At 66.4% G+C, this 17,450-nt stretch carries 10 protein-coding genes; 5 read left to right on the top strand and 5 right to left on the bottom strand.

The window, feature by feature from the left end:
• Nucleotides 1–6: 6 nt before the first annotated feature.
• The 4 genes from OKW87_RS04420 to OKW87_RS04405 all read left to right on the top strand — a co-directional run bounded on the left by OKW87_RS04420 (nucleotide 7) and on the right by OKW87_RS04405 (nucleotide 10,065).
• Complete coding sequence (locus OKW87_RS04420) at nucleotides 7–2,100, top strand: malate synthase G (RefSeq protein ID WP_265542611.1); 2,094 nt, start codon at nucleotides 7–9, stop codon at nucleotides 2,098–2,100.
• Between the two features lie 89 nt (nucleotides 2,101–2,189).
• Nucleotides 2,190–4,334: an autotransporter assembly complex protein TamA gene (locus tag OKW87_RS04415; protein WP_265542610.1), complete on the top strand. Its 2,145-nt coding sequence runs from the start codon at nucleotides 2,190–2,192 to the stop codon at nucleotides 4,332–4,334.
• Nucleotides 4,334–8,554: a translocation/assembly module TamB domain-containing protein gene (locus tag OKW87_RS04410; RefSeq protein WP_265542609.1), complete on the top strand. Its 4,221-nt coding sequence runs from the start codon at nucleotides 4,334–4,336 to the stop codon at nucleotides 8,552–8,554. Before OKW87_RS04415 ends, OKW87_RS04410 begins: the two co-directional genes overlap by 1 nt.
• 44 nt (nucleotides 8,555–8,598) lie before the next feature.
• Nucleotides 8,599–10,065 (top strand): flavin-containing monooxygenase, encoded by a 1,467-nt coding sequence (locus tag OKW87_RS04405; RefSeq protein ID WP_265542608.1) that lies wholly within the window; start codon nucleotides 8,599–8,601, stop codon nucleotides 10,063–10,065.
• On the opposite strand, the gene OKW87_RS04400 is transcribed toward OKW87_RS04405, so the two are convergent.
• From OKW87_RS04400 to OKW87_RS04380, 5 genes are all read right to left on the bottom strand, one after another.
• Nucleotides 10,062–10,604 carry a MaoC family dehydratase gene (locus OKW87_RS04400; protein WP_336390208.1) on the bottom strand — a complete coding sequence of 181 codons (543 nt, stop codon included), beginning with the start codon at nucleotides 10,602–10,604 and terminating at the stop codon, nucleotides 10,062–10,064. The two genes, OKW87_RS04405 and OKW87_RS04400, sit on opposite strands and share 4 nt — an antisense overlap.
• Before the next feature lie 24 nt (nucleotides 10,605–10,628).
• The gene (locus tag OKW87_RS04395; RefSeq protein WP_265542606.1) at nucleotides 10,629–12,494 is read right to left on the bottom strand and encodes an acetyl/propionyl/methylcrotonyl-CoA carboxylase subunit alpha; all 1,866 of its coding nucleotides are present in this window, start codon (nucleotides 12,492–12,494) and stop codon (nucleotides 10,629–10,631) included.
• A complete protein-coding gene (locus OKW87_RS04390; protein ID WP_265542605.1) occupies nucleotides 12,491–12,799 on the bottom strand; it encodes a DUF3088 domain-containing protein in 309 nt (102 codons plus the stop codon). Before OKW87_RS04390 ends, OKW87_RS04395 begins: the two co-directional genes overlap by 4 nt.
• A complete protein-coding gene (locus tag OKW87_RS04385; protein WP_265542604.1) occupies nucleotides 12,796–13,296 on the bottom strand; it encodes a nuclear transport factor 2 family protein in 501 nt (166 codons plus the stop codon). The genes OKW87_RS04390 and OKW87_RS04385 overlap by 4 nt, the downstream gene beginning before the upstream one ends.
• A gap of 257 nt (nucleotides 13,297–13,553) precedes the next feature.
• Nucleotides 13,554–15,155, bottom strand: a complete 1,602-nt coding sequence (locus OKW87_RS04380) for a carboxyl transferase domain-containing protein (protein WP_265542603.1) — start codon at nucleotides 15,153–15,155, stop codon at nucleotides 13,554–13,556.
• Between the two features lie 120 nt (nucleotides 15,156–15,275).
• Between OKW87_RS04380 and OKW87_RS04375 the strand changes: the two genes are divergently transcribed.
• On the top strand, nucleotides 15,276–17,348 hold the full coding sequence (locus OKW87_RS04375; RefSeq protein WP_443025079.1) for a M13 family metallopeptidase: 2,073 nt from the start codon (nucleotides 15,276–15,278) through the stop codon (nucleotides 17,346–17,348).
• Nucleotides 17,349–17,450 lie beyond the last annotated feature (102 nt).

Raw genomic sequence — 17,450 nt, 5'->3', positions numbered from 1 at the left:
TATTCCATGTCCGCTTATGTTGATCGCGCCGGTTCGCAGGTGGCGGAGGTGCTCGCGCATTTCGTCGAAGACCGGGTGTTGCCGGGGCTCGGTTTCGAGCCAGCGCGCTTCTGGACTGGTGCGGCGGAACTCTTCGCCCGGTTCGCGCCGGAGAATCGGGACTTGCTGGCCAAGCGCGAGCTGCTGCAGGCGCAGATCGATCACTGGTGCGAAGAGGATCCCCGGCGTGCGACCGATCCTTCGGCGCAGGAGGCGTTCCTGCGTGGGATCGGCTATCTGGTGCCCGAGCCCGCGCCCTTCACGGTGATGACAAGCGGCGTGGACGACGAAGTCGCCCGGATGGCCGGGCCGCAGCTGGTGGTGCCGGCGCTCAACGCGCGCTTCGTGCTCAATGCCGCCAACGCGCGATGGGGGAGCCTGTACGACGCGCTGTACGGGACCGATGCCTTGCCGGGTGCCGCCGAGCCCGGCGGCTATGATCGCGCGCGCGGGGCGCAGGTGATCGCCTTTGCCAAGGCCTTTCTCGACGAAGCGGTGCCGCTCACGGGCATGCGCTGGGCGGAGTTTGCGAAGGGCGATTTGCCGCTCGCCGATCCCGGCCAGTTCGTCGGGCATCGCGGCGATTCGCTGCTGTTCCGGCACAATGGCCTGCACATCGAAGTCACGATCGACCGGACGCATCCGATCGGGCGCGACGATCCGGCCGGGATCGCAGACGTGGTGCTGGAAGCGGCGCTCTCGACGATCGTCGACCTCGAGGATTCGATCGCGGCGGTGGACGCCGAGGACAAGGTCGCGGCCTATGCCAACTGGCTGGGGCTGATGCAGGGCGATCTGGAGGAGAGCTTCGACAAAAGCGGCGTGCGCATGACGCGGCGGCTTGCCGAGGACCGCGTCTATCAGGTGCCGGGGGCGGCGGAGATCAGCCTGCCGGGGCGCGCTTTGCTGTTCGTGCGCAATGTCGGGCATCTGATGACGACGCCGGCGCTGTTGCTGCAAGACGGTCAGGAGGCGCCCGAGGGCATTCTCGACGCGATCCTGACGAGCCTGATCGCGCGCTACGACCTCCGCGCGCGGCGCAACAGCCGGGCGGGATCTATCTATATCGTCAAGCCGAAGATGCACGGGCCCGAGGAATGCGGTTTCGCCGATCGGCTGTTCGACGCGGTCGAGGATCTGTTGGGGCTGGCGCGGCACACGATCAAGCTGGGGGTAATGGACGAGGAGCGGCGGACGTCGGCCAATCTTGCGGCCTGCATCCATGCGGTGCGGCACCGGATCGCCTTCATCAACACCGGTTTCCTCGATCGCACCGGCGACGAGATCCACAGCAGCATGCGCGCCGGGGCGATGGTGCCCAAGGCCGAGATGAAGGCGTCGAGCTGGATCCAGGCCTATGAAGCGCGCAATGTCGGCATCGGGCTGGCGTGCGGGCTTTCGGGCAAGGCACAGATCGGCAAGGGGATGTGGGCGGCGCCGGATCGGATGGCGGACATGCTCGCGCAGAAGTCCGCGCATCCGCGATCGGGCACGAACACCGCCTGGGTCCCGTCGCCGACCGCGGCGACGCTGCACGCGATGCACTATCATCAGGTCGACGTGTTCGCCCGGCAGCGCGCGATTGCCGCCGAGGCGGTGCCGGGGCTGGCACCGCTGCTGACGATCCCGGTGGCGGCGGGGCGCAACTGGAGCGCGCAGGAGATTGCCGACGAGCTCGACAACAATGCCCAGGGCATCCTCGGCTATGTCGTGCGCTGGATAGACCAGGGCGTGGGCTGTTCGAAGGTGCCCGACATCCACGATGTCGGGCTGATGGAGGATCGCGCGACGCTGCGCATCTCTTCGCAGCATATGTCCAACTGGCTGCTGCACGGTGTGGCGACCGCCGAGGACGTGGACGCGTCGCTGCTGCGGATGGCGGCGAAGGTGGATGCGCAGAATGCGGGCGATCCCCTCTATCGCCCGATGGCGGGCAATGCCGAGGCCAGTCTGGCGTTCCGCGCCGCACGCGCGCTGGTGTTCGAGGGGGTCACCCAGCCGAGCGGCTATACCGAGCCCTTGCTCCACCGATTCCGCGCCGAGGCGAAAGCGAGATATTGATATCAGGCGTTTTTCGCTTGCACATGGAGCGAAACAACGGTTCGGGGGTTCCAACAGGGGGCCGGGGTCGTGGCGCCCGAAGGAGGCGCGTGAGTAAAAGGGTCAAGGCGTTGGCGTGTGCCGCGCTGGCAGGAACTGCGTTTCTGCCGGCGATCGCGTGTGCGCAGATCGCCGACCCTTCGCCCGAGCAGAGCGCGCCGGCACCTGCGCCTGCCCCCGAACCGACACCCGGCGCGAGTGCCGATGACGAGACGATCGTCTCTGACGCCGAATTCGATGCGGCGATGCCGCGGATCAGCGATGACATCAACGCGCCGCTCGAGCCGATCACCAACGCCCCGCCGCCGGTCGAGTCCGCGACTCCGCAGGCGGTGGCGGCCGAAATCGAAAGCTTTCCGCCGCCCGCCGCCGAAGCGCCCGAATTCGCGCAGCCGCTGCCGCCGCTCGGCGAGTTCAAGCTGGAAACGGTGACGATCGAGGGGATCGACAACGAGAAGGTCGGCGAGATCCGCTATACGACGGCGGTCGAGGGGCTCGATGCGGTCGGGCTCGATGATCGCTTCCGCAGCCTCTCGGCGCTGGAGGATGGCGACGGCAAGGCGGCCAATGCGGCGATGGTCGCGGCGCGCGCTCGCGAAGATGAAGGCCTTGCGCTGCGGTTGATGCAGTCGCTCGGCTATTACGACGGCAGCGCGATCTCGACGCTCGAGCAGAATCCGCGCAACTCGGGTAATGTGAAGGCGACGATCATCGCGACGCCCGGCGCGCTCTATCGGCTGGGCACAATCAAGATAGTGAGCGATCCGACCGTGCCGGCCGGGCTGGTCGACGCCGAGCTCAACCTCAACCCGGGCGACGCGATCCAGGCCGAGCGCATCCAGGGCGCCGAGGCCAATGTCAGCCTGCGGCTGCCGCAGCAGGGCTATCCCTTTACCAAGGTAGGCGAGCGCGACATCCTGCTCGACGAGGAAACCCATCTCGGCGATTATACGCTGCCGGTGGAGCTGGGACCGCGCGCGAGCTTCGGCGCGATCCGCACCGAGGGCCGGCGTCCGGTGTTCGAGGTCGACCATCTCGAGCTGCTGCGCCGCTACAAGCCGGGGCAGATCTACGACAGCCGCAAGGTGGACGATCTGCGCGAGGCGCTGATTGCGACCAGCCTGTTCTCGACGGTGGCGGTGGAGCCGGTGAAGACCGGCGTGACGGGCCCTGACGGCACCGAAGTGGTCGATTTGCTGGTGCGGCAGAATGCCGGCCGCCCGCGCACGCTGGCGGGCGAAGTCGGCTACAGCACTGGGCAGGGATTCCGTGCCGAGGCGACCTGGACGCACCGCAACTTCTTCCCCCCCGAAGGCGCTTTGATCGCAAGCGGCGTGCTCGGCACGCAGGAGCAGGCGATTTCGGGAACCTTCCGCCGATCCAACGCCGGCCAGCGCGATCGCACTTTTCAGGCGATCGCCGCGATCAACCATTCGGACTATGCAGCGTTCGAAAGCTACACCGGCACGCTATCGCTGCGCTGGTCGCGCGATTCGACCCCGATCTGGCAGAAGCGCTGGACCTATTTCTATGGCGCCGAGATCGTCGGTTCGAACGAGGACCGCTATAATTTCAATCGCGGGATGCGCGATCGCGGGACCTGGGCGATCGGCGCGCTGCCGCTTTTCCTGGGCTATGACGCGTCGGACAATCTGCTGAACCCGGTGCGCGGCTTCCGGATCAAGGCCAATGTGAGCCCCGAGACTTCGGTCCGCGGCGAAATACGGCCCTATGCGCGGCTGATGCTGGAGGGGACCGTATATTACCCGGCGACCCGCAACATCGTCATTGCCGGGCGCGCGCGCGTTGGCGCAATTCCGGGGATCGCCCGCGACGATCTGCCGCCCTCGCGGCGCTATTATGCCGGCGGCGGTGGTTCGGTACGCGGCTTCGGCTATCAGGAACTGGGCCCGCGCTCGCCGGACGGCAGGCCCGTGGGCGGGCGCAGCATGAACGAGTTCGCGATCGAGGCGCGTTATCGCTTCGGCAATTTCGGGATCGTGCCGTTCATCGATGCCGGGCAGGTGTATGAAGGCCTGTACCCGACCGGCAAGAACATGCGCTTCGGCGCGGGAATCGGCGGACGGATCTACACCAATTTCGGGCCGCTGCGCGTCGATGTGGCCACGCCGATCGGCCGCAAGCCGGGTGAATCGCTGGTCGCCTTGTACATCTCCATCGGCCAGGCCTTCTGATGGCGAGCGAAGCGCCCGCAGGGGATGCGACCGAGCAGGTCGTGGTCGTGAAGCCGCCGGTCTGGCAGCGGATCGTCAAGTGGAGCGCGATCGCACTCGGCTCGCTGGTGCTGCTGGCCGGGCTGCTGATCGTCGGGATCAACACCGGCCCAGGGCGTGGCTTCGTCGTCCAGCAGATCAACAATTTCTCGCTCGCCTCGGGCCTCAACTTCCGCGTCGGGCGGATCGAGGGCTCGCTTTATGGCGCGATGGTGCTCCACGATGTCGAGGTGCGGGACAATAAGGGCGTCTTCGCCACGTCGCCCCGGATCGCGGTCGACTGGCGACCGTTCAGCTATTTCAACAAGCATATCGATATCCGCAGCCTAACGAGCCCCGAAGTACGGCTGGCGCGGCTGCCCGAGCTCAAGCCTTCGGGCGATCCCGATGCGCCGTTGCTGCCCGATCTCAACATCGACGTGGCCAAGCTGGCGATCGCGCGGATCGACATCGCCCCGGCGGTTACCGGGCAGCGGCATATCGCCCGGCTGAGCGGCAGCGCGCATCTTGCCGGTGGGCGCGCCCAGATCGTCGCCGACGCACAGACGGTCGCGGCGCCCGGCGTGGCGGGCGGGGACCAGCTCAAGCTCCGGCTCGATGCCGTGCCCGAGCAGAACAAGCTCGATATCGACATGCAGCTTAACGCGCCGGTCAACGGCTTCGTGACCGGGCTCGCCGGGCTCGAGGCGCCGGTGACGCTGGCGGTGAACGGCAAGGGCAGCTGGAAAAGCTGGACCGGGCGTGCGCTGGGCACCTTGGGCGGGCAACAGATCGCGAACCTCAATGTGATCGCGCAGGACGGCCGCTTCCAGGTGCGCGGACCGATCCGCCCGGGCATCTACATGCCCGGATCGGTCGAGCGACTCACCTCGCCGCAGCTCGACGTCGCGCTGGATGCCGTGCTGGCCGATCGTACCGCGAAGGGTTCGCTCTTCGTGCGGTCGAAGGCGCTCTCGGTCGAGGCGAAGGGGCTGATCGATCTCGCGAACAATCGCTTCGGCGATGTGCGAGTCGAGGCGATGCTGCTCACGCCGGGCTCGATCGCGCCCAATCTGAACGGCCGATCGGTGCGCGCGGCGCTGGCGCTGAACGGGCCGTTCGCGACCCCGGTGGCGGATTACAAGATCCAGGCGGCGGCGCTCGGCTTCGGCGAGACGGTCGTCGAGCGCTTTTATGCCGAGGGTCGGGCACGGGTCGATTCGGATCGCATCCTGGTGCCGGTCCGGGCACGCGCGGCGCGGGTGACCGGGCTCAATGCTGCGGCGGGCGGCCTGGTTACCAACCTGACGATCGCCGGCGATCTGGCGATCTCGGGCTCGCAGATCCTTTCGGACAATCTGAGGCTGCGTTCGGATCGAGTCGATGCGACCGCGATCATCGCCGCTGACATGAGCACCGGCCGTTACACGGGGGCGCTCAAGGGCCGCGTCAACGATTATGCGATCAACGGCGTCGGCGTGGTCAATCTGACCACCGACGCCGAGCTCTATGCCGCCCCCGGCGGCGGCTGGGGCATTCGCGGGCAGGTGGGTGCCGAGACCCGCCGTATCACCAACGAAGCGGCGCGCGATTTCCTGGGCGGCAATGCCGTCGCTTCGGCGCGGCTGGCGCTGGACCCGAGCGGTATCATCGCGATCAGCGACGTGCGGCTGCGCGCGCCGCAATTCCGTATCCTGCGCGGCTCCGGACGCTACGACCCGGCAGGGCCGATCCTGATCAACGCCGATGCGGTGTCCACCGCTTATGGCCCGTTGACCGCTCGGGTGACGGGCACGCTGACTGCGCCGGTCGTCCTGCTACGCGCGGAACGTCCCGGGCTTGGCGTGGGATTGGTCGGCCTTCAGGCGCAGATCCGGGGCCGCGGCGACTCCTACGCCGTCATCGCCAGCGGAGAGACCGATTATGGTCCGTTCAACGCCGATGTGGTGGTGCGCACGGGCGCCCTGCTCGCAGTGGATATCGAAAGCGCGCGCTTCGCGGGCATGGATATCGGCGGGCGCGTCCAGCAGACCCGTGCGGGGCCCTTTGCCGGGCGGTTGACCTTCGTGGGGTCGGGCGTGAACGGGAGCGCCGATCTGAGTGCGCAGGGGGACTTGCAGCGCGCCGACGTGCAGGCGCGGGCGCTGAACGCGACGATTCCCGGCAATGCCGGGCTGACGATCGGCCGCGGGCTGATCTCGGCCAGCGTCGTATTGGCCGATACGCCGCAGGTGCTCGCCGATGTTCAGCTCGCCAATATGCGCAGCGGGCAATTCGTGCTCAAGACCGCGCGGGCGAAGATCGATTATCAGGGCGGCAACGGTACGGCGCAGCTGTTCGCGACGGGATCGTCGGGCGTGCCCTTCCAGATCGCCGCGAACGCGCAGCTGGCGCCCGAGCAATGGCTGGTGGCGCTGCAGGGGCAGGGGAGCGGGATCCAGTTCCGCACGATCAATCCGGCGCGGATCGCAATTCGGGACGGCGTCTATCGCCTGATGCCGACGCAGGTCGATTTCGACCGTGGAAGCGTGCGGCTGGCGGGCAGCTACGGCGACGGAATGGCGCTGCAGGCACGGCTCGACAAGCTCGACCTGGCGGTGGTCAACGGCTTCGTACCGGGGATCGGCATCGACGGAACGGCGACCGGAAGCATCGACTTCGCGCAGGCCAGTTCGGGCGCCTTCCCGAGCGCCGACGTGCGGCTCGAGGTGGACAATTTCACGCGCTCGAGCCTCGCGACGGTATCGGCGCCGGTCGATGTCAGCTTCGTCGGGCGCCTGCTGCCGGATGGCGGCGATGCCCGCGCGATCATCAAGCGCGGGACCACCACGATCGGCCGCTTGGTCGCAACGATGCGACCGCTGAGCGCGGGTGCCGGCTCGTGGTTGCAGCGGGTGATGGAAGCGCCGCTTTCCGGCGGGATCCGCTACAACGGGCCGGCTGCGGTGCCCTTCTCGCTCGCCGGGCTCACCAACCAGCATCTATCGGGCGGGATCGGCATCGCTGCCGACTTTTCCGGACGGGTCAGCGCGCCGCAATTGGCGGGCATCGTCCGCGGCGAGAACCTGACCTATGGCAACGAGACCTATGGCACGCAGGTCACCAATCTGAAGATTGACGGGCGCTTCTCGAACGACGAATTCATCCTGACCCAGGCCAGCGGACGCGCCGGCGACGGCACGATCACCGCGCAGGGCCGGATCGGGCTTTCGTCCGAGGCAGGCTATCCGATAACGATCGCAGCCGAATTCACTAACGCCCGGCTGGCGCGCAGCGAGTCGCTGGGCGCGACTGCCACGGGCAGGATCACGATCACCAAGACCAACGAACTCTCGAAGATCGAAGGCGAGCTGACGATTCCCGAGGCCAATTACGAGATCATCCGCCAGGGCGCGGCGGAAGTACCCGAACTGACCGGCATCCGCCGGAAAAGCCAGCTGGTCGCGGCGGGCAACGAGCCGGCGGCGCCCCCGCGGCGCGCGTATGGCATCTTCGACCTCGACCTGCGGATCCGCGCCAACAATCGCCTTTTCGTGAGCGGGATGGGGCTCGAATCGGAGTGGAGCGCGCGGATCAACGTGACGGGCACCAACGTCGCGCCGCAGGTACGCGGATCGATGCAGATCATCCGCGGCACCTATAGCTTCGCCAGCCGCCGCTTCGAAGTGACGCGCGGCAACATTACCTTCCAGGGATCGGCGCTCTCCAATCCGGGGATCGACATTTCCGCGACCACCACGGCCGAGGGCGTGACCGCGATCCTGAACGTCACCGGGACGGCGCAGCTTCCCCAGATCGCCTTCTCCTCGTCGCCGGCGCTGCCGCAGGAGGAAGTGCTGGCGCGACTGTTCTTCGGGACCAACGTCACCAATCTCTCCGCGACCGAGGCGATCCAGCTGGCGGCGGCGGTGAACTCGTTGCGCGGCACCGGCGGCGGGCTCAATCCGCTCGGCAAGCTCAAATCGGCGACCGGGATTGATCGGCTCCGCATCCTCGGCGCCGACGATGCGAGCGGCCGGGGCACGTCGCTGGCGGCGGGCAAATATATCACCGACGATATCTATGTGGAGATCATCACCGACGCCGAAGGGTTTACCGCGACGCAGATCGAGATCGCGCTGACCCGCGCGCTCAGCCTGCTCTCGCAGACCGGATCGTTCGGCGGTTCGAGCGTGAGCCTGCGTTACTCGCGCGATTATTGACCCTGTTACTTACATCGCTGTAAGCAATTGCGGTGGAGGGCAGAATGATCGAGCATTTCGACGTCGTGGTGGTGGGCGCCGGCATTTCGGGCATCGGCGCGGCCCATTACCTGCAGGCGAACAGCCCCGACCGCAGCTTCGTGATCCTGGAGGGTCGCGAGCGGCTCGGCGGCACCTGGGACCTGTTTCGCTATCCGGGCATCCGCTCGGATTCGGACATGTACACCCTAGGCTTCTCGTTCCGGCCGTGGACCGAGGCGAAAGCGATCGCCGACGGGCCGGCGATCCTCAACTATCTCGACGAGACGGCGCGCGAGCATGGCCTCGACGCGCATATCCGGCTGTCCCACAAGGTGACGAGCGCCTCCTGGTCGAGCGCGGACTCGCTGTGGACGGTGACCGCGGATCAGGGCGGCGAAGAACGATGCTTCACTTGCTCCTTCCTCTTCATGTGCAGCGGCTATTATAATTACGAGCGGGGATATCTCCCCGATTTCGCGGGTGCGGCCGATTTCGGGGGGCGGATCGTGCACCCGCAATTCTGGACGCCCGATGTGGACTATGCCGGCAAGAAGGTCGTCGTGATCGGCAGCGGGGCGACCGCGGTGACGCTGGTACCAGAACTCGCGCGCGAGGCGGCGCATGTAACGATGCTGCAGCGCTCACCGAGCTATATCGTCGCCCGGCCTTCGGAAGACAGGTTTGCGAACTGGTTGCGGCGGACACTGAACGCCCGGATCGCCTATGCGATCACGCGGTGGCGAAACGTGCTGGTCACGCAATATTTCTATCGGCTGATGCGCAAGCATCCCGCCAAGTCGAAGGAGCGGCTCGTCGCAATGGTGCGCGAGCAGCTGGGCGACGCGTATGATGTCGGCACGCATTTCACGCCGCGCTACGATCCGTGGGACCAAAGGCTGTGCCTGGTGCCCGACGCCGATCTGTTCGCGGCGATCCGCGAGGGCAAGGCGGAGGTGGTCACCGACACGATCGAACGCTTCACCCCGACTGGGCTGAAGCTGGGTTCGGGGCGCGAGATCGAGGCCGATCTGATCGTCACCGCGACGGGGCTCGAGATCCGGCTGCTGGGCGGGATCCCGGTGACGGTGGACGGGGCGCCGTTCGCGCCGGTCGAGCATCTGACCTACAAGGGCATGATGTTTTCGGACGTGCCCAATTTCGCGATCTCGTTCGGCTATACCAATGCCAGCTGGACGCTGAAATCGGACCTGACCGCTTATTATGTCACGCGGCTGCTCAACGCGATGCGCAAGCGCGGGATGCGCCAGGTGACGCCGCGGCTGGCGGGCCCGGTGGAGGAGGCGCCGTTCCTCGACTTCACCTCGGGCTATATCCAGCGGGCGGCACAGCAGCTGCCGCGACAGGGCACTCGCAAGCCGTGGCGGGTTCACCAGAATTACACGCTCGACGTGATGGCGCTCAAATATGGCGGGATCGACGAGGAGATGGAATTCTCCAATCCCGTGCCGGCGCGCGAAAAGGCCGCTTAGGCCGCGCGGCTTCGCAGAAGCGCCGAGCGCAGGCATTCGCAGACCAGCTCGTCGCGCTGGTTGTGCATCTGGTGCCGCCAGGTGACGATGCCCTGGTTGGGGCGCGACTTGCTCGGGCGCAGGTCGACGACTTCGCTCGAGGCGTGGAGCGTATCGCCGAGGAACACCGGCTTGGGCATGACCAGCTTGTCATAGCCCAGATTGGCGACGAGCGTGCCCGCGGTGGTGTCCCCCACGGTGATGCCGACCATCAGGCTGAAGGTGAAGGTGCCGTTGACGAGGATCTGTCCGAACTCCGACGCGCGCGCGGCCTCGGCGTCGAGGTGGAGCGGCTGGCTGTTGTGGGTGAGGGTCGAGAAGAGCAGATTGTCGGTCTCGGTGACGGTGCGGCGCAGGTCGTGCTCGATTCGGTCGCCGATCTGCCATTCGTCGTAATATTTTCCGGGCATTGCCTTGTCTCCTCTATCACCCTCACCCTTCCGGCGCTTCGCGCCTCCCTCCCTCTCCCGTTGGGAGAGGGAATGGGCCCGCCGCCGCAAGGCGGTGGGAAGGGTGAGGGCGAATTAATCTTCCAACCGTTCGATCCGCACCAGCAATGTGCCTTCGCTGACCTGCGCGCCGGGCTCGGCGTTAAGCTCGGCGACGACGCCGTCGAACGGCGCGATCAGGCTGTGCTCCATCTTCATCGCCTCGAGCGTGACCAGGCGCTGGCCCTTGGTGACGGTGTCGCCGGGGACGATTTCCACCGCAGTGATGCGGCCGGGCATGGGGGAGAGGATGGCGCCGTCGCTGGCTGCCGCGGCGCCTGCCTGCACCGTCCGGACCGGCTGGACTTGCCAGGTCTGTCCGCCATCGGTGAGCCACAATGAGGCGGGCGCATCTTGTGAGCCGGCCAGGCGCCGCTGATCGACATAATCGTGGATCGACATGCGGACGGGGACGGGCTGGCCGTTGACCGCCAGGACCATTTCGCGCCGCAACGGCGCGTTGAGCCTGAAACCGGCCAGGGACTGGCGAGAATAGGTTTCAGCGACCGCTTCGAGCTCGTGATCCGGCGGCATCAGCGGCGGGATCAACGCCTCGCCTTCGCGCGCGATGAGGCCGGTGTCCATCTGGCCGGCAATGAAGTCGGACTGTTCGAGGCAGCGGATCAGGAAGCCGGCATTGGTTCGGACCGGCCAGATAATGCTTTCGTTCAGCGCCCAGCTCAGGCGTTCGCGAGCCTCCTCGCGGTCGCTCGCGTGCGAGATCATCTTGGCGATCATCGGATCGTAGAAAGGCGATATCGCCGCGCCCTGATAGACGCCCTTGTCGATCCGAACGCTGCCATCGAGCAGGAACTGTTCGAGTTTTCCCGTGGAGGGAAGGAAGCCCTTGGCGGGATCCTCGGCGTAGAGCCGCGCTTCGATGGCGTGACCGTTGATCCGCAACTCGTCTTGCGTCTTGGGCAGCGGTTCGCCGCTGGCGACGCGCAGCTGCCATTCCACCAGATCGACCCCGGTGATTTCCTCGGTCACCGGATGCTCGACCTGGAGGCGGGTGTTCATCTCCATGAACCAGATGCGATCGGGGTGAATATGACCCAGCGAGCCGTCGGCGATGAACTCGATCGTGCCCGCGCCGACATAGTCGACCGCCTTTGCAGCGCGGACTGCGGCCGCACAAACGATGTTGCGCGTATATTCGGTCATCCCGGGTGCCGGGGCTTCCTCGATCACCTTTTGGTGGCGGCGCTGGAGTGAGCAGTCGCGCTCGAACAAGTGGACGACGTTACCGTGGCTGTCGCCGAACACCTGCACTTCGATGTGGCGCGGGGAGAGGATGTACTTCTCGATCAGCACGCGGTCGTCGCCGAACGAGGAGGCGGCCTCGCGCTTGCACGACTGCAGCATTTCGGCAAATTGCTGCGCAGCATCGACGCGGCGCATGCCCTTGCCGCCGCCGCCGGCCACGGCCTTGATCAGCACCGGATAGCCAATCGCATCTGCCTCCTGCTGGAGCCGATCGGGCGACTGATCCTCACCGAGATAGCCGGGGGTGACGGGGACTCCGGCCGCGATCATCCGTGCCTTTGCGGCGTCCTTGAGTCCCATCGCGCGGATGCTGTCGGGATGGGGGCCGACCCAGATCAGGCCCGCATCGAGCACCGCCTGGGCGAAATCGGCATTTTCCGAGAGGAAGCCATAGCCCGGATGAATTGCTGCGGCATCCGTCGAATTTGCTGCGGCAATGATGCGCTCGCCAACAAGATAGGATTCGCGCGCCGGCGAGGGGCCGATGTGCACCGCCTCGTCGGCCTGGCGAACGTGGAGCGCTTGCGCGTCGGCATCCGAATAGACCGCGATCGTGCGGATCCCCATCGCCCGCGCGGTGCGGATGATGCGGCACGCGATCTCGCCGCGATTGGCAATGAGCAATGACTGGATCATGGATGCGGTTCCGGAAAGCCGTGGCGCGCATGCAGCGCGCGCAGGAGGCCCGGCTGGTCATTGACGAAGCCGCCTTCGGCAAAGGCCAGCGCGGGCAGGTTCTGGTTCGCCTCGCCCAGTGCCGCGACCACCGCCGCGCGGGGCCGCGGATAGGCGATGCGGACGATGTCGAGCTTCGCGGCGAGCTCCGGGAAGGCGGCAAGCAGACCCTCCAAGGTGATGCAATCGGTGCAATAGAAAGTGCGCCCCGGCAGCGCGGGGTCCTCGAAGCTGGGATCGAGCAGGAAGAGCGTGTCGCGGGTCACGGGCGCTCGCACCCGGTGGTGCGGGACGAGAAGGTGATGTTCAGCAACTTCCAGCGCCCTGCTTCTCGGACCAGATCGAAATGGTCGATCCCGCAATTGCTGGTTTTGCCGTCGACCTGGACGTCATATGGCGCCCACACCATCGCGATATCGTCGTCTATCTCGATCGCGGGGTTCCAGATGCGCTCGCGAAAGCCTTTGCCGGGCTGCAGGCGCGCGCTGAACTGGGCCCAGCTTTCCTGCCGGATGCGCGGCGTCCCGTCGGTCGCCTTGCCCACGGCGGTGACACGGCCTTCCGGGAAAACATGCTGCGCGATCGCCGCGCCGTCGCCTCGCTCGAGCGAGGCGAACAGGGCATTGATCGGCGCCAACACGGCCGCCTCGTCGCTGCTGGGCGGGGGGAGGGCGGTGCCCTTCTGGATCGGGGTGACCGGAGTGGTTTGCGCTAGCGCCGGGAGGGGCGCGAGGAGGGCCAAGGGGAAGAGAAGGTGGCGCATGAAAGAGCCTTTCATTTCCTCCCCGAGCTTGTCTCGGGGAGGGGGACCATGCGGAGCATGGTGGAGGGGCCGCGCCGGAGGCGCGGGGGCGGGGCTGGAGCCATGATCAAAGGGACGGGTAAATCGTACCGCCGCTCCAAGAGGCTTCGCGCGGCAACCGAGCATGCGCGCGAACGCGCGCCCCTCCACCATCCTTCGGATGGTCCCCCTCCCCCAGCGGAGCTGGGGGAGGATTAAGAAGGGGCCATCGCCTCGCATCACATCCGGAACACCCCGAACGCAGGGCGTTCGGGGATCGGCGCGTTCAGCGTCGTCGCCAGCGCCAGGCCTAGAACATCCCGCGTCTGCGCCGGATCGATGATCCCGTCGTCCCATAGCCGCGCCGTCGCGTGCCAGGGATTGCCTTCATCCTCATATTTCTGACGGATCGGCGCCTTGAAGGCCTCGGCCTCCTGGTCGCTCCATTTGTCGGCGTCGCGGTGGACCGTCGCCAGCACGCTCGCCGCCTGCTCGCCGCCCATCACGCTGATCCGGCTGTTGGGCCAACTGAACAGGAACCGTGGAGAGTAAGCCCGGCCGCACATGCCGTAATTGCCCGCGCCGAAGCTGCCGCCGATGAGTATGGTGATCTTGGGCACCGTGGCCGTGGCGACTGCAGTGACCAGCTTGGCGCCGTGCTTGGCGATGCCCTCGGCCTCATATCTGCCGCCGACCATGAAGCCCGAAATGTTCTGGAGGAAAAGCAGCGGAATGCGCCGCTGGCAGGCGAGTTCGATGAAATGCGCGCCTTTCTGGGCGCTCTCGCTGAACAAGATGCCGTTGTTGGCGATGATTCCGACCGGCATGCCCCAGATATGCGCGAAGCCGCAGACAAGGCTCGAACCGTACAGCGCCTTGAACTCGTGAAACTCGCTGCCGTCGACCAGCCGGGCGATGACTTCGTGGACGTCGTAGGGCGCGCGAACGTCCTGGGGGATGATGCCGTAGAGGTCGTCGGCGGGATATTTGGGCGCGCGCGGATCGAGCAGCTTGGTGTCCGGCGTGCGGTCGGCGGGCAGGTGGCTGACGATGTCGCGTACGATCGTCAGCGCATGTTCGTCATTCTCCGCGAGATGATCGACCACGCCCGATTTGCGCGCGTGAAGATCGCCGCCGCCCAGATCCTCGGCGCTGATTTCCTCGCCCGTTGCCGCCTTCACCAGCGGCGGGCCGGCGAGGAAGATCGTGCCTTGGTTGCGGACGATGATGCTCTCGTCGCTCATCGCGGGGACATAGGCGCCGCCCGCCGTGCAGCTTCCCATCACGCAGGCGATCTGCGGGATGCCGAGCGCGGACATATTGGCCTGGTTGAAGAAGATACGGCCGAAATGATCGCGATCGGGGAAGACTTCGGCCTGGTGCGGGAGGTTCGCGCCGCCGCTGTCGACCAGATAGATGCAGGGCAGTCGGTTGGCCTCGGCGATCTCCTGCGCGCGGAGATGCTTCTTGACCGTCATCGGATAATAGGTCCCGCCCTTCACCGTGGCGTCGTTGCAGACGATCATTACCTGGCGGCCCGATACGCGGCCTATGCCGCAGATCAGGCCGGCGCCGGGGACTTCGCCCTCATACAGGTCGTGCGCGGCGAGTTGGCCGATCTCGAGAAAGGGCGAACCGGGATCGAGCAGCCGCTCGACGCGATCGCGCGGGAGCAGCTTGCCCCGACCCTCGTGTCGCTCGCGCGAGGCCTGCGATCCGCCCAGCGCGGCGCGGGCCACGTCGGCGCGAAGCCGCTCGGCCAAGGCGCGGTTGTGCGCGGCGTTGGCGCGGAAGGCCTCGCTATCGCCCACCATCTTGGTGTCGAGCACCGGGGCACTCATTAGGGCATCCTTCCTGTCCTAGTTTTGACCCTGCCTACACTTGCCGGACGCGCTTGGGAAGGCACTGGCGCGGGGGCCTGCGCGAGTGTAGCAGACGCAAAACGCCGGAGAGTAGCCCAAGTGAATTGTCGCGCCTTGATCGTTGCCGCCCTTCTCGCAACCGCTGCATGCACAGCGGCCGATCCGGGAGGGAATAAGAGTTCCGTATCGGTGGGCGGCGGCATCGGCATCGACCTGGCGGGGCTAAACAAGCAGGTCCAGCCGGGCGACGATTTCGAAGAATATGCCAACGGCGGCTGGCGCGCGCGCGCGCAGATTCCGGCCGATCGATCTAGCACCGGCATTTTCCTCGAAGTGTTCAACAAGGCCGAGGCGAACAATGCGGCGATCGTAAAGGCTGCGCTGGAGGCGAACGCCGCGGCGGGCAGCGACCAACGCCGGATTGCCGATTGGTACAAGGCCTATACCGACAGCGCCGGCATCGAACAGCGCGGGCTCGCGCCACTTGGTGCGGAGATGGATGCGATCCAGGGTCTGGCCGACAAGAAGGCGCTTTCGGCGATGCTGGGCGGCAATGTCCGCGCTGACGTGGATCCGCTCAACGCCACCGATTTCGAGACGACCAATCTTTTCGGCCTGTTCGTATCGCAGGCGTTCGATCGGCCGGATACGACTGTGCCCTATGTGTTGCAGGGCGGACTCGGGCTGCCGGATCGCGACTATTATCTGTCCGAAAGGCCCGAAATGGCGACGATCCGGCGCCAGTATCGCGCTTATATCGGCAAGTTGCTCAGCCTGGCGAACATCACCGAGCCCGATACGCGTGCGCAGCGCGTGTTCGACCTGGAGGCCAAGATTGCCCGGGTCCATGCCGACATCGTCACGAGCCAGGATGCCAAGAAGGCGAACAATCCATGGAAGAAAGCGGATTTCGCGGCCAAGGGTCCCGGGATCGACTGGGCCGCCTTCTGGAGCGCCGCAGGCTTGGGCCAGCAGGACGATTTCATCGTATGGCAGCCTGATGCCGTGATCGGCATCGCCAGTCTCGTAGCCAGCGAGTCGCTGCAGACCTGGCAGGACTGGCTGACCTTCCACCGGATCGACGACGTGACCGACGTGCTCCCCGCCGAATTTGACCAGGCGCATTTCGACTTCTACGCCAAGACGCTCGCGGGCACGCAGAGCGCCCGGCCGCGCGACAAGCGGGCGATCGGCAGCATCAACGAGCATCTCGGCGATGCGATGGGGCAGCTCTATGCGAAGGGCTATTTCCCGGCATCGTCGAAGACGGACATCCAGGCGATGGTGAAGAATATCCTCGCCGCGTTCGACAAGCGGGTCGCCGCTTTGCCGTGGATGGCAGAGGCGACCAAGGCCGAGGCACGCAAGAAGATCGCGACGATGCAGGTCGGCGTCGGCTATCCCGATGCGTGGCGCGACTATTCCGGTCTGGAGGTGAAGGCCGACGATCCGGTCGGCAATCGCCGCCGCGCCGAACTGGCCGAGACGCGGCACCAACTCGCCAAGATCGGCAAGGCGCCCGATCGCGGCGAATGGTGGATGACGCCGCAGACGGTGAACGCGGTCAACCTGCCGCTTCAGAATGCGCTCAACTTCCCGGCGGCGATCCTCCAGGCGCCTTTCTATGATGCGGGCGCGGATGCCGCGGCCAATTATGGCGCGATCGGCGCGGTAATCGGGCATGAGATCAGCCACGGCTTCGACGATCTCGGCGCCGGTTTCGATGCGAGCGGGCGGTTGCGCAACTGGTGGACCGCGGCGGACATGGCGCGCTTCAAGGCGAGCGGGCAGGCGCTGGTCGCGCAGTATAATGCCTATGAGGCGCTGCCAGGGCTGAATCTGAACGGTCAGCAGACGCTGAGCGAGAATATCGCCGACGTCGCCGGACTGGCCGCGGCGCATGAGGCATATCGTGCGTCGCTGAACGGCAAGGAAGCGCCGGTGATCGATGGGCTGAGCGGCGATCAGCGCTTCTTCCTGGCCTATGCCCAGGCCTGGCGCGAGAAGATGCGCGAGCAGGCCCTGCGCGGTCGCGTGGCGACCGGGGCACATGCGCCGGGGCGCTGGCGGGCGCTGACGGTGCGCAACCTCGATGCCTGGTATCCGGCCTTTTCGGTGAAGCCCGGGCAGAAACTGTTTCTGGCGCCCGAGGCGCGGGTGAAGGTCTGGTGATACAGTCCCTCTCCCAGCGGGAGAGGGAAGGAGCCGCGTAGCGGCGGGAGGGTGAGGGTGATCGGACATCGACCTCACCCTTCCCACGCCTTCGGCGCGGGG

Source organism: Sphingomonas sp. M1-B02 (genome assembly GCF_026167525.1).
In the GTDB taxonomy this organism is placed as follows: Bacteria; Pseudomonadota; Alphaproteobacteria; order Sphingomonadales; family Sphingomonadaceae; genus Sphingomonas.
The sequence above is the reverse complement of the archived record's forward strand: the minus strand, read 5'-3'. Positions and strand labels throughout refer to the sequence as shown.

Bases quoted from the DNA above. Each gene is read 5' to 3' on its own strand.
- OKW87_RS04420 (WP_265542611.1), top strand. From the start codon at position 7: ATGTCCGCTTATGTTGATCGCGCCGGTTCGCAGGTGGCGGAGGTGCTC.
- OKW87_RS04410 (WP_265542609.1), top strand. From the start codon at position 4,334: ATGGCGAGCGAAGCGCCCGCAGGGGATGCGACCGAGCAGGTCGTGGTC.
- OKW87_RS04405 (WP_265542608.1), top strand. From the start codon at position 8,599: ATGATCGAGCATTTCGACGTCGTGGTGGTGGGCGCCGGCATTTCGGGC.
- OKW87_RS04395 (WP_265542606.1), bottom strand. From the start codon at position 12,494: ATGATCCAGTCATTGCTCATTGCCAATCGCGGCGAGATCGCGTGCCGC.
- OKW87_RS04385 (WP_265542604.1), bottom strand. From the start codon at position 13,296: ATGCGCCACCTTCTCTTCCCCTTGGCCCTCCTCGCGCCCCTCCCGGCG.
- OKW87_RS04380 (WP_265542603.1), bottom strand. From the start codon at position 15,155: ATGAGTGCCCCGGTGCTCGACACCAAGATGGTGGGCGATAGCGAGGCC.